General features: G+C 55.1%; 8 protein-coding genes. 7 read left to right on the top strand and 1 reads right to left on the bottom strand.

All coding sequences use genetic code 11. From position 1 onward, the window contains the following. Positions 1 to 6 precede the first annotated feature (6 nt). From tssE to PSR63_RS06730, 7 genes are all read left to right on the top strand, one after another. Positions 7 to 504 (top strand): type VI secretion system baseplate subunit TssE, encoded by a 498-nt coding sequence (gene tssE, locus PSR63_RS06760; RefSeq protein ID WP_274331843.1) that lies wholly within the window; start codon positions 7 to 9, stop codon positions 502 to 504. Continuing rightward, positions 501 to 2,333, top strand: coding sequence for a type VI secretion system baseplate subunit TssF (tssF, locus tag PSR63_RS06755; RefSeq protein ID WP_274331841.1), 1,833 nt, complete (start codon positions 501 to 503; stop codon positions 2,331 to 2,333). Before tssE ends, tssF begins: the two co-directional genes overlap by 4 nt. Next, positions 2,297 to 3,478, top strand: a complete 1,182-nt coding sequence (tssG, locus tag PSR63_RS06750; protein ID WP_274331839.1) for a type VI secretion system baseplate subunit TssG — start codon at positions 2,297 to 2,299, stop codon at positions 3,476 to 3,478. The genes tssF and tssG overlap by 37 nt, the downstream gene beginning before the upstream one ends. An 83-nt stretch (positions 3,479 to 3,561) precedes the next feature. Beyond that, a complete protein-coding gene (gene tssH / locus PSR63_RS06745) occupies positions 3,562 to 6,258 on the top strand; it encodes a type VI secretion system ATPase TssH (RefSeq protein WP_274331837.1) in 2,697 nt (898 codons plus the stop codon). Positions 6,259 to 6,543: 285 nt separating this feature from the next. Next, on the top strand, positions 6,544 to 8,565 hold the full coding sequence (locus PSR63_RS06740; protein ID WP_274331835.1) for an efflux RND transporter periplasmic adaptor subunit: 2,022 nt from the start codon (positions 6,544 to 6,546) through the stop codon (positions 8,563 to 8,565). A gap of 88 nt (positions 8,566 to 8,653) precedes the next feature. Further along, complete coding sequence (locus PSR63_RS06735; protein ID WP_274331833.1) at positions 8,654 to 9,490, top strand: efflux RND transporter periplasmic adaptor subunit; 837 nt, start codon at positions 8,654 to 8,656, stop codon at positions 9,488 to 9,490. A 12-nt stretch (positions 9,491 to 9,502) separates the two neighbouring features. Beyond that, positions 9,503 to 11,719: a site-2 protease family protein gene (locus PSR63_RS06730; RefSeq protein WP_274331831.1), complete on the top strand. Its 2,217-nt coding sequence runs from the start codon at positions 9,503 to 9,505 to the stop codon at positions 11,717 to 11,719. Positions 11,720 to 11,746: 27 nt separating this feature from the next. Here the strand turns inward: PSR63_RS06730 and PSR63_RS06725 are convergent, their stop codons facing one another. Then, complete coding sequence (locus PSR63_RS06725; RefSeq protein WP_274331829.1) at positions 11,747 to 12,865, bottom strand: hypothetical protein; 1,119 nt, start codon at positions 12,863 to 12,865, stop codon at positions 11,747 to 11,749. Between the last annotated feature and the right edge of the window lie 220 nt (positions 12,866 to 13,085).

Raw genomic sequence — 13,085 nt, 5'->3', positions numbered from 1 at the left:
GCAGCGATGTCCAAAGGGAATCCGGATGAAGAACCTCTCATGCCGTCGGTCTTTGATCGACTGATTGATAACGAGCCGTTCAACTCGCGCGAGACACCCCATTCGCAAACGCAAACCATGCGGGAAATCCGCGAGTCGGTAATGCGCGATCTGGAAAACCTGTTGAACACCCGCTGGCGCTGCCAGTCATGGCCGCCACAGTTGAACGAGTTGAACGATTCGTTGATCAACTACGGCATTCCCGATTTCTCGTCCATCGACCTCAGTTCAGACATGGACCGCGATTCGCTTCGTGAGGCAATCGAATTCGCGATCCGCACGTTCGAGACACGCTTTGTTTCGGTTCACGTCGAGATTCCCGAGAAGAACAAATCGGAAGACCGAACTCTACACTTTATTATCCGGGCCGAACTGCATGCGACGCCGGCACCGGAACCGATTGTATTTGATTCGAAGCTGGAACCGTCGGATCATCAATTTCATGTCAGACGGAAGGATCGATGAGCGACGAACTGCTCGAGTTTTACCGCCGCGAACGTGCTTACCTGTTGGATCAGGGCAAAGCCTTTGCTCGTGCGAACCCCAAGATTGCCAGTCGTCTGGGCTTGGGGGGAGACGACTTTAAAGATCCACACGTTGGCCGCCTGGTCGAATCGTTTGCCTATCTGAACGCTCGGACGCGTCTCAAGCTGGAAGACGACTTTCCCGAGATCGCCGCCTCGATGCTGGAAGTGCTCTTTCCGCATTTGCTGAGGCCGATACCCTCGATGTCGGTTGTCCAGTTTGGACTCGATCGGGCTCAGGTCGAAGCGGTCAATGGTTTTCAGGTCGCCCAAGGGACCAGTCTCGAGACGGAGCAGATTGACGGCGATCCTTGCCGCTTTCGGACCTGCTATCCGGTAACGTGTTGGCCGATCGAAGTCAGTGAAGTCAGCATGATGAGTCATCCGTTCGAGGCTCCCCAGACGCCTTACAATGCGGACGCTTCCGCAATGATCCGTATCGGTTTGAAGAGCTTTTCTTCGACGATCGATATGAGTCAATTGAAGATGAAGACGCTTCGGTTCTTTATCAAAGAGCAGGCCCCCTACAAGTTTGATTTGTACGAACTGTTGATGACATCGGTCGTTGGTGTCGCCGTCGCCCAGAATCACAAATCGGCCGAATTTCAAATGTTGGGCCGCGATTGCATCCAGCCCGTCGGATTCCATCGCGACGAAGGGATGTTCGATTACCCGGCCCGATCGTTCCTCGGTTATCGCTTGTTGACCGAGTTCTTTACCTTTGCGGACAAGTTTTTGTTCTTCGATCTGAACCTTGACTCGGTCTTGAAGAAGATTCCCGGTGGCCAGGCCGAGATCTACATCTTCTTAAAGCGGGGGAACTCGGATCTGGAGCGGCGCCTGCATGCCGATAATTTGCGGATCGGTTGTACGCCGATTACGAATCTCTATCGCCAAGAGGCCGAACCGATTCGGTTGACGCATGAGAAGACAGAGTATCACGTGATCCCGGACTCTCGGCGGCCGTTCGCGAACGAAATCTATTCGATCGACGAGGTCACCGCCGTATCACAAGATCATCGCGAAGTCAGCTACCATCCTTTCTACTCGTTCAAGCATTCTTCCGAATCGAACGATGCCGAAACATACTGGCATGCCGTCCGCCGGCCGAATCCTGGCGGTGAAGAAACAGGCGACGAAGGAACCGAGTTGTTCCTTTCTGTCGTCGATCTGAATTTCATCCCCAGTGCCGAACAGCAGTGGAGCTTGCATGCGGACTTGACCTGCTTCAATCGGGACCTGCCTGAGAGGCTTCCCTTTGGCGGCGATCAGCCCAAGCTGAGCATGTCCGGCTTGGCACCCATTACCAAGATCAAGTGCCTGCAGCCTCCGACACCGACCCGACGCCCTGATGTCGAGCAGGGGATTCGTTGGCGTTTGATTTCCCACTTGTCGCTCAACCACCTTTCGTTGAGTGACGATGCGGAAGGCTCGCACGCGCTGCGCGAGATCCTCGGCTTGTACGATTACGTCGATTCCGGCGTGAGTCGGGCATTCATTGAAGGAATCCAGTCGCTACGCAGTGAGCCATGCACGGCACGCGTGAAGACACCCAATGGAACCGTGTTCTGTCGGGGTACTCGCCTACACGTCACGTTTGACTCGAGTAGTTACACCGGTGGCGGTATGTTTTTGATGGCGAGCGTGCTGGAGCGATTCTTCGCCCTGTATTGCACAATCAATTCATTCACCCAGACGGTCATGCATGAGGAGACCGGAGAGGAGATTTATCGTTGGGCACCGAGGGCCGGCGAAAACGTGCTACTGTAGCCAGTCGCTTAATCGAACAGCCGTACCAGTTCGACTTTTTCCAGGCAATGCGGCTGTTGGAAAAGATGGCTCAGGAAGATCCTGAAGCGTTTCCGAATTGGAAATCAATTGGGCGGGACGGACCACCGAATCGCGAGCTGGTCCAGTTGAAAGTTCTGTGCGCGCGAACCTTTCCACCCAGTGAAGTCGCTTCGATCGTTCGTCGTCGTCCCGATGCCGAAGATGCACCGCCGGAAGGGGAGCCACCCTTCACGATGACCACGACCTTCATGGGCATTTTCGGTGCCCAGGGTGTGATGCCGCTGCATTACACGCAAACCATTCTCGATCGCGTGCGCCGCAAAGATTACGCGCTGCGTGACTTTCTCGATCTCTTTCACCATCGGATTCTGTCGTTCTTCTACCGAGCCTGGGAAAAGTATCGTTTTCCTATCGCTTTTGAAAGAGCTCGACGGCATACGCCGAAGCCGAAGGATCTCGACCTATTCACCGAGACGCTGTATTCGTTGGTCGGAATGGGAACGGATGGGATCCGAGATCGCCTTTTGATCGACGATGAAACGTTTCTGTACTACGCGGGGCACTTCGCTCATCGCCCTCGATCGGCCTTGGGTCTTCAGCAGATCACCGAAGATTACTTCTCCTTCGATGTCGTTGTGCAGCAATACACAGGGCACTGGTTGTATATCGATCCAGCGGACCAATCGCGATTGCCAGATGCGGCGGGGCTGCTCGGTGGCAACAATCGGCTCGGCGAAGAGACCGTGATTGGGCATCGCATGTGGAACTGCGAAACACGGTTCCGATTGCGGATTGGTCCCGTAGACTATCGGCAGTACCAGCGACTGATGCCCAGTGGCGATCAGCTCGGCGAGGTTGCTCAGTTGACGCGAACCTACGTGGGGAATTCATTGGATTTTGATATCCAACTGGTGTTAAAAAATTCAGAGGTTCCCCAATGCATTTTGGGGAGCGAGGAAGACCCATGTTTTTTGGGGTATAACATGTGGTTGAGAGTTGGCGAGTTCGTCAACGATGTGGAAGATGCCGTATTCCAGGACTCGGGGTATCCGCTGGGATCTGAAGATGCTGTGATCCAGCACTCGGGGTATCCGCTGGGATCTTCAGAGGCATCGGTAAAGTAGAGAATCAATTCGAGAACGAATTGGGGCATGTCGGATCAACTTGGGAAACACTCAGAGATTGAATTGAAAAGGATCGACCTACCATGACAGCCGTGAATTTGAAATCGTTGGTGGGGAAGCTGAACGGTACGTGCCGGCGCACCTTGGAAGCCGCTGCCGGCTTGTGCCTTTCGCGAACGAATTACAACGTAGAGATCGAGCACTGGTTGACCAAGATTTTGGAAACCCCCAACACCGATCTCGACGCGATCATGCGACACTACGAGATTGATCCCAGCAAGCTGGTCACCGAACTGACCCGGGCAATGGACAAGCTGAAGACCGGCAATGCCCGACCGCCAGCATTGAGCCAAACCGTCGTCGACCTGGCACGCGATGCATGGCTGTTGGCCTCGGTCGACTACTTAGAGCCGACCGTTCGTAGCGGGCACCTGATCATTGCCATGCTTTCTGATCGAATCACGGCCCAGGCAATCCTTTCCAGCTGTCCTGAATTCGAGAATATCAGCCTGGAAGATTTGAAGACCCATCTCGGCAAGATCACGGCGGAAACCTCCGAAGAGGAAGAATCGCAGGCCTCGCTGGCGACTGCGCCGGCTACCGGAGGGCCCGGCGGTGGACCAGTCCGACCGACCAAGACGCCAGGCCTCGATCAGTTTACGATCGACCTGACCGAGAGAGCCAAGAAGGGGGAGATCGATCCGGTCCGGGGGCGTGATGACGAAATCCGCCAGATCGTCGACATCCTCTGCCGTCGCCGACAAAACAACCCCATCCTGACCGGTGAGGCAGGCGTCGGTAAAACGGCCGTCGTCGAAGGTTTCGCCCTGCGAGTCGCCGCCGGCGATGTGCCAGACGCATTGAAAACTGTTTCGATTCGCTCGCTGGATCTTGCCTTGCTGCAGGCCGGTGCTGGCGTGAAAGGGGAGTTCGAGAACCGCCTCAAGTCGGTCATCGAAGAAGTGAAATCTTCGCCCAAGCCGATCATCCTGTTTATTGACGAAGCCCACACGATGATTGGTGCAGGCGGCCAGGCCGGTCAAGGGGACGCGGCGAACCTGTTGAAGCCAGCTTTGGCTCGTGGTGAACTGCGGACGATCGCTGCTACCACCTGGGCAGAGTACAAGAAGTACTTTGAACGCGATGCCGCGCTGGCTCGTCGTTTTCAGGTGGTCAAAGTCGAAGAGCCAAGCGAAGAAAAGTGCATCGGCATGATGCGAGGGCTCGTATCGACGCTCGAACATCACCACAATGTTCGCATTTTGAACGAGGCCGTCGAATCGGCTGTCAAGCTTTCGCACCGATATATCTCGGGGCGTCAGCTTCCAGACAAGGCGGTCAGTTTGCTCGATACGGCTTGTGCTCGGATCGGCCTGAGTCAAAACTCGACGCCACCGCAGGTCGAGCATCTCATTCGGATGATCGATCGGATTGAAACGGAAGTCGAGATCCTGAATCGTGAAATGGCATCCGGAGCCGAAGGACACGAGGAAACAATTGCCGAGCTTGAAGCGCAAAAGAAGACTTCCGAGGAAGACCTGGAAGCACTCAACAAACGCTGGGAGCAGGAAAAGGAACTCGTCAATCAAATCCGCGAACTTCAAGATGAATTGGCCGAAGACGACGTCAAACGTCGAACGCCAGTTGCCGAAGGGGAACCGCAGCCGGAACTACTGGCCGATGCCAAGCGTGCCGAGATCAAACAGCAGGTCAAGAAAGAGCAGGCCCAGCTGCTAGAGATCCAAGGGGAAGCGCCGCTGGTTCATATCTGCTGCGATACAAATGCTGTCGCAGAAACGGTCGGAGCCTGGACGGGTATTCCTGTCGGCAAGATGGTTGCTAATGAAATTGCGACGGTCCTAAAGTTGCAGGACATGATGGAAGAGAGTGTGGTCGGCCAAACGCACGCGATGGTGCAAATTGCTGAGAGCATCAAGACGTCGCGCGCCAATCTTGAAGATCCCAACCGACCGATCGGTATCTTCCTATTGGCAGGTACCAGTGGTGTCGGTAAGACGGAAACCGCACTCACGCTGGCCAACCTGCTTTACGGTGGCGAGCAGAACATGACGACCATCAACATGTCAGAGTTCAAGGAAGAGCACAAAGTGTCGTTGCTGATGGGCTCGCCTCCTGGGTATGTGGGCTACGGCGAAGGTGGCGTGCTGACCGAAGCGGTCCGCCGCAAGCCGTACAGCGTGATCTTGCTGGACGAAATGGAGAAGGCACACCCCGGCGTGCAAGACATCTTCTACCAGGTGTTCGACAAGGGACATATGAAAGATGGTGAAGGTCGCGACATCGACTTCAAGAACACCGTTATCATCATGACCTCGAATGCCGGTACGGACTTGATCATGAGTCTTTGCCAAGATCCTGAAACACGCCCTGATCCGCAGGGACTTCACGATGCACTGCACGACGAGTTGCTGAAGACCTTCAAGCCGGCATTCCTGGGACGCATTTCGGTCATTCCTTACTTCCCGCTGGATGACGAAGTCATGAAGAAGATCATCCATCTGAAGTTGAAGAAGGTCGGACGTCGCGTGCACGATCACTATCGAGCAACGTTCAACTATACCGACGCGCTGGTCAACGCCATCGCTGCTCGCTGTACGGAAGTTGATACGGGTGCTCGTAACGTCGACAAGATTCTGACGCGTACGTTATTGCCAGAGATGTCGGGCGAGTTCCTATCGCGGATGGCCGAGGGGAACGAAATCAAGTCGGTGGAAGTCGACGTCGACAAAGAGGGGAACTTTGCCTATTCAATTGGATAGGGTTATCTTGCTGATTGAATCAGTTAGCAAATCTCTAACGATTGTTCCAACGGCAGCGACTAGCTGCCGTTTTTTTATGGACCTTTTGATCGGTTTCACTCGTCAAATCGGGGGAGTTGCGGGCTTTGCGTTTATAGTGAAACCTCGTTTGCCCCCGACAGAGGTCATGTCTGCGCTGAAAAGCATTTGCCGCGATTGGTCGATTCTCTGATAATTCAGGTTTGATCCTTTCTCGGAAAGAGCGGCTAAAAGTAAAAGCGTTCTTCGCGAATCATGGAATCATCGTTGCATCATCAAGACGCACCGCGAACTGCGGACGAGGCACGGCGTAGAATCGAGTCGCTGCTCGACGAGGTCGCCGATCTGTCTGACTTGACGATTGCGCCTGATGTCTTTTACGGCCAGGTTCTTGATCGACTTACCTTTGCTACTTCGGCATTTGGGGCAGCTGTTTGGACCAAGAGTCCCAGCGGTCACTTGCTATTGGCTCACCAGACGGACCTGCTGCCGTGTTACCCTACGGGACAAGCAGCCAAGGCTCTGAGTGACGACGAAGCACACCTCTTTCAAATCTTTAACCGAGCCGAAGCCGACGTCGTACCGGGAAGCCAGACGGTTCAGCCGAGATACGATATCTTCGCCGTCCCGCTTCAAGTAGCTGGCGAAGCCTGGGGGGTGATGGCCCTTTATCAGCCTGCCAACCTGGCCAAGTCGGTACGCCAAACCTACCTACGCATCACGCATGCATTTGCCGAGGTGGCGCAGCACTATCAACAGCAAACACTGCTACGCGATTTCCAACAGCATCAATACGATTGGAAGCGGCAGCTCGACTTCGCCGGTCTTGTTCATACTGATCTTTCCTACGAGAAAACCGCCTACCGGATTGCCAACGAGGCTCGCAATTGCCTGGAAGCCGATCGTGTGGCCGTGCTTTCTGCCCGTGGGGCCAAGTGTCGGATCGAAGCGATCTCAGGCGTCGACAAACCGCATCGCCGATCGAACACGGTCCAAAAGCTAGAACACTTGGCATCGGTCGTTGTCGGCTCGAAGCAAACGTTGCTCTATACCGGCGAAACAGAGAACCTTCCTCCGCAGGTCGAAGAGGCTCTGCTGGAGTATCTGGAAGAAACGCCCTCGAAAGTCCTGGCGATTGTTCCTCTGCAAAATGAGCAGCCCACGGACGACGACGATGATGAAAAGAAACAACGTCGATCTAGTGAACCGGTCGGTGCGATCGCGATCGAGAGCATCGAACAGCTCAACGGGCATGAACTGCTGCATCGGGCCGAACCGATCATCCAGCATGCCGCGACAGCACTCGGCAATGCCCAGGCCTATCGCCAGATGCCGTTGGCATCCGTGTTAATACCTTTGGGTAATCTGCTGGCAACGATCGGTTGGTATCGTTTGCCAACGACTCTCAAGATCGCCATTCCGTTGTTGGTGACGATCGTCGCTCTCTTTTTCATTCCAATGGACTTCTCGATCGAAGTTCACGGGCAACTGGTGCCTGAGGTGCAGCGAAATGTGTTTGCTCCTTCGGATGGCTATGTCGAACAGATTTTCGTCAAGCATGGGCAACACGTTGAGAAAGACACGCTGCTGATTCAGTTGCGATCGAATGAATTCAACCTTGCGCGTACCGAGATCGTCGGACAACTGCAAACGGCTCAGGCAGAACTCGATGCCATCCTGGTCAAACGGTCCCAAGGAATGCGGCGTGATCCACGCTCCGAGAATCGCTCGCCGGAATCGCTGGAGAACCTATCTGCTGATCAGTTGAAGTTGACTAAGCAAATCGAAAACCTAATCGAGCGTCGCGACTTGTTACAGCGACGTGAGGATGAATTGAAACTGCTCAGCCCGATCGATGGTCAGATCCTCGACTGGGAAGTGGAACAGGTCCTGGCGGCGCGGCCTGTTAGCCGTGGGGAACTCTTGATGAAAGTTGCCGACGTCGATGGCCCCTGGGTTCTGGATTTGGAGCTGCCCGACAAGCGGACCTATCACGTGGTCAATGCTCAAAAACAGTCGAGCGAACCACTCGCCGTGCGATTTCAACTGGTGAACGAGCCTGGCAAGACTTACCGCGGGCAACTGAAGTCGGCTGCTTCGATTGTCGACTTGGATGAAAACTCCGAGGAACCCTTTGTGCCGCTGGAAGCGGAGATTGATAAGTCTGAGATCCCGCATCTGCGTCACGGGTTAAGTGTTGTTGGCCGCGTCGAGTGTGGTCAACGATCGGTTGCCTACGTCTGGACGTATCAGCTGGTGGAAACCGTTCGCCGCTACTTTTTCTGGTAATGTTGCTTTAGTTCCGCAATTTCATATACGAGATTGATTCATGTCAGGGAAACGAAAAATCAGTTATGCAGTGTTGGGTTCGCTCGTTATGCTGCTCAGCTCATTTCCCGTAGTCGCCCAGGATATTGAGGTCTCGGCGACGCTGCTGAAGATCATTGAATCGGTCGAGATTCCTGCCCAGCAGTCAGGCGTATTGAAGATGGTGAAAGCCCAGGAAGGGACCATCGTCGATCGCGGGGAAGTGATCGCAAAGATTGACGACGAAGAAAAGATTCTGGAGGTCGAGAAGGCCAAGGTCGACTTCGATATCGCCGCCCGAGAAGCGAAGAACGATGTGAATATTCGTTTCGCCAAGAAGAGCTTGGAAGTCGCGGCGGCTGAGCTCATGCGTTCCGAAGAAGCCCTGTCGATCGCCGAGAAGAGCGTTTCGCAGACCGAAATGGATCGTCTTCGTCTGTTGGTGGAAAAGAGCCGATTAGAGATCGAGCAATCGGAAGAGAAGACCGCGATTGCCAAGCTGACTGCCCAACTGCGAGACGCCGAACTGCAGATCGTCAAAACGCAGCTGAAGAAGCATCAAATCGAATCGCCTATTCAGGGAATGGTCGTCGCCGTCTTTCGTCGCACCGGCGAATGGGTCGAAACGAGCGATTCCGTTGTGAAGGTCGTTCGTATTGATCGCCTTCGTGCCGAAGGTTTCATTCGTAACGAAGAAGCGATGATCGAACTGATCGGATCCAAGGCAACCGTCACTGTCGATATTCCCAATCGGGAACCAATTCAGGTGGAAGGAGAAGTCACGTTCGTCGATCCGGAAGTCGATCCGGTCAACGGCCAGGTACGGGTTTGGGTCGATCTGGAAAACGAAGACCTCAAGCTGCGGCCGGGTCTTCGCGCTTCGATGACAATCCAGCCGAAGCAGTAAGGGCACTTCCCTGTGGCGACGGCGACACTTCAGTCCGAACCAAATCTGCGCAGCGAAGTCCGTGTTCGCCCAGACCTCATCTATGCCCGCCGTGCCGAAGATGGCGAGGAAACCTGGGTCGTGAAAGACCCGGTCACACTGCGTTACTTTTACTTCGGGCCGTCGGAAGTCTACATCATGCGGCGGATCGATGGCCATAGTTCATTGGCATCGATCAAAGAGCAATACGACGAAGACTTTGCTCCTCATCGCATTTCTCAGCAGGAAATTCTCGGCTTTTGCCACAGTCTTTACCAACGAGGGCTATTGGTAGCCCCGGCTGAAAACCAGGCCGAAGGATTGCTCGAGCGGAGGCAAAAGCATACCTGGATGCAGCGAGCCAGCCTGCCATTGCAGATCTTGGCGATTCGCCTGCCAGGCGTCGACCCAGAGCGGTTCCTGGCCGCAACCCATGGCGCCGTCGATTGGCTATTTCAGCGCGCCACGGTCATTATCGTCTTGTTCTGTGCAGCGATGGCGCTGCTGTTGGGGTTGATCAATATCGAGTCGATCACGGCCCGCTTACCGCAGGAGTCGCAATTCTTTCGCGGCGAGAACCTCGTCGTGTTGTTGGTCACGTTTGCCCTCGTCAAAGTGCTGCACGAGTTGGGACATGCCTATTGCTGCAAGGCGATGGGAGGGGAGTGCCATCAGATTGGTGTGTTGCTGATGGTGTTTACTCCGGCGATGTACTGCGATGTCTCCGATGCGTGGCTCTTTCCGAAGCGGTGGCAGCGTGTGTTTGTCTCGGCCGCCGGGATGTACGTCGAAGTCATATTGGCCACGACCGCATTCGTGCTTTGGTTTTTCTCTGAGCCGGGTGCCGTTAGCGATTGGCTACTGAATGTCGTGTTCGTTTGCGGGGTGAGTACCATTGTGGTGAATGCCAATCCGCTTCTGCGTTACGACGGCTATTACATCTTGTCAGATATGCTGCATCTGCCGAACTTGAGTTCCCGTGCCAGCGATGCGCTTTGGACGCCGATCAAGAACTGGTTCTATCGATATCCACAACAAGTCATGCCTGAACCGCGTGCGGCAACGCTCCGCACCTATGCGGTGTTGGCCATCATCTACCGCACGATGGTCTTTGGGTTCATTTTTTGGTTTCTCTACAAGGCATGCCGGCAGAACGATATTCTTCCGCTGTGGCATATGGTCGCGGCGATGTTTGTGGCCGGCCTGTTGTTGAAGCCGGCCATCGGTTTGGTGCATTGGTTAAGGAGACCAAAGGGAAGGGGAGATGCCATGGTGAAAAGCCGCGTCGCAATCGCTGTTGGGGTTATCGTGCTGGTTGGCTGCGGACTTGCCATGATCCCGGTTCCGTCCCGGATTCACGTGCCGGTCATCTCGGAAATCGATTCCGATCACCGCGTGTACGTACAAGTCGACGGACGCGTAATCCAGACAGCTGATGCCGAACAAAAGGTCGCCGAGGGGGATGTATTGGCCGTTTTGAAGAACGAGGACCTGGAAGCAGACCTCCTCAAAACGGATGGCGAGATCGCGATTCAGCGTCAGCATTTAGAAAGCTTGGAACTACGATCCAACAACAACCCCGAGGCCGCCGCACAGATACCGACGGCTGAGTCCGCCCTGGAAGATCTCCAGCAGCAGCGGCAAGTGCTGCAGCGGCAGTTAGACCAGTTAACCATCCGTGCCCCAGCCGATGGAGTCGTGATTCCGGCGCCCCACAAGGTCGACCAAGGGGACTCCGATCGATTTCTCGTGCAGTGGTCTGGCAGTCCACTGGATGAGAAGAACCGCGGTTGTCTCTTGAGGCGAGGCGAACTGCTGTGCTTGATCGGAGATGCCCACGCGTTGCAAGCTCGCCTGTTCGTCGATCAGGATCAGATCGAATTGATCCGAGTCGGCGATCCGGTGTCGATCTTATTCGACGGCAATTCGATCCACAGTATTCAGGGGACGGTCAACGAGATCTCGACCGATCAGTCCGTTCAAATCCCCCGCAATTTGTCGGCGAATCCGGCACTTGGCCTCGAACGGAAAGAGGACGGCACGGTGGCTCTGATTGACGGAGCGTATTCGGTTACCGTCGTGCTTGATGAGACTTCGCCGCAGGAGATTCTGCCTGGCACATGTGGCCGAGCGGTGGTTGTCGGGCGAACGCAAACGCTCTGGCAAATCGTATCGCGATTCATCCAATTGAACTTCCGCTTCTTTGCTTAACAGAAGAAGCGGAAGCATGCGACTCGATTAAGGGAAGGCTGCACCGATACCGGAGTAAACAACCCCGGTGTAGACAACCCCTTTCCACGTGAATGGCGTGGTGTGGATGTCGTGCGGGTTGCAGTCGCCAGGTCGGTAGTGACCCAGCGTGTAGATTCGTTCACACGGATGGTAAGCACCCATCTTGTATGGCAAGGCCAACGTATTGGCAAAGAAGTGAGCGGCCGAGTAAGCTGGCTGCAAATGCTTGTGTGTGTGGCCGTATCGCTCCAGGTTGACTTCTTCAAAGTAGAGCGGACGGTGGTAGAAAGCAGGTGCTTCCCACATCGCGACCATCGGGTACCAGTCGCGGTGATAACCGTTGGGGAAGTTTTCTTCCGGTTCTTGCGAGAAGACCTTCGCCGCGATGTTGGTTGGCGGTGCGACTTCCTTGCCGTCGACTTGGTAGTCGAACGTACGACCGATGCCGAACTGGTTAGCCAGTTTGCCATCGTACAGGATCTCGCGATCTTCCGGCGTCAGGCTCTCGAAGAAGCTATCCGGCTTGCCGGACAGGCGACCACGATCGTTAGCGATCGATGGAAGCGGTTGTGGCTGCGCTGGAGTCGCATCCGAAGGGCTGATTGGTTCTTCGGTCATCGGCTCAGGCATGGGAGGAACCATGGGCTCGGTCATTGGCTGGGCCATCGGAGCAGCAGGTGGCTCGGCCATCGGAGGAGTCATTGGCTCTTCCATTGGGGTCACCATTGGCTCCGGCATTGGCTCTGCCATAGGAGTAACCGGTGGCTCAGCCATGGGCTCGGCAGCCTCTACGACAGGAGCCGGTGCGGGTGCCGCAGGCGGTTCTACTGCCGGCATTGGTTCTGGTATCGGTGGTTCGGCATCTTGGAAAAGTGTCAGGGCGGCTGCTCGTACCACTGGCTTAAGAGCGGCCGGCGCCGTCGCGCCTGCCACTTGAACTTCAGGGGTAGCGACAACGGAAGCGGGCTGGGCCTTCTTGACCACAGGCTGAATACGCAAGCGTGGCTTTGCGGTCGGTTCCGCTGCCGAAAGGGTGCTCACCAGGCAAACGGTGAGAATCAGCAGCATGGAGGCGCGACCCAAGTGATGAAAACAAAGCTTTTGAATCTGCAAGACGCTGGGCATTGCGAGGCTTCCTCTACCAGACGTGGCACTCGATTGGCACACTGAACGATCCGCTCCGTTGGGGGAACGGTTCAGAACTTGTTTCGACCAGCTAATATCCTCCCCCACACAATTATGGGGAGAAAAGAAAAGAATTGCCTATCCTTCCCAGTTTGTCGCCAAAGGGCAACGTCAAAGGCCCGTCTGGGAAGGGGTGTTTTAAGGGAATTAGAGTGCCCGC

The sequence above is a fragment of the Bremerella sp. P1 genome (genome assembly GCF_028748185.1).
Classification (GTDB): Bacteria; Planctomycetota; Planctomycetia; order Pirellulales; family Pirellulaceae; genus Bremerella.
Note: the sequence above shows the minus strand (reverse complement) of the source record. Positions and strands in the feature narration are given on the sequence as shown.

Excerpts from the sequence above, each read along its gene's own strand:
- tssH (WP_274331837.1), top strand. The coding sequence starts at position 3,562 with ATGACAGCCGTGAATTTGAAATCGTTGGTGGGGAAGCTGAACGGTACG.
- PSR63_RS06725 (WP_274331829.1), bottom strand. The coding sequence starts at position 12,865 with ATGCCCAGCGTCTTGCAGATTCAAAAGCTTTGTTTTCATCACTTGGGT.
- tssF (WP_274331841.1), top strand. The coding sequence starts at position 501 with ATGAGCGACGAACTGCTCGAGTTTTACCGCCGCGAACGTGCTTACCTG.
- PSR63_RS06735 (WP_274331833.1), top strand. The coding sequence starts at position 8,654 with ATGCTGCTCAGCTCATTTCCCGTAGTCGCCCAGGATATTGAGGTCTCG.
- tssE (WP_274331843.1), top strand. The coding sequence starts at position 7 with ATGTCCAAAGGGAATCCGGATGAAGAACCTCTCATGCCGTCGGTCTTT.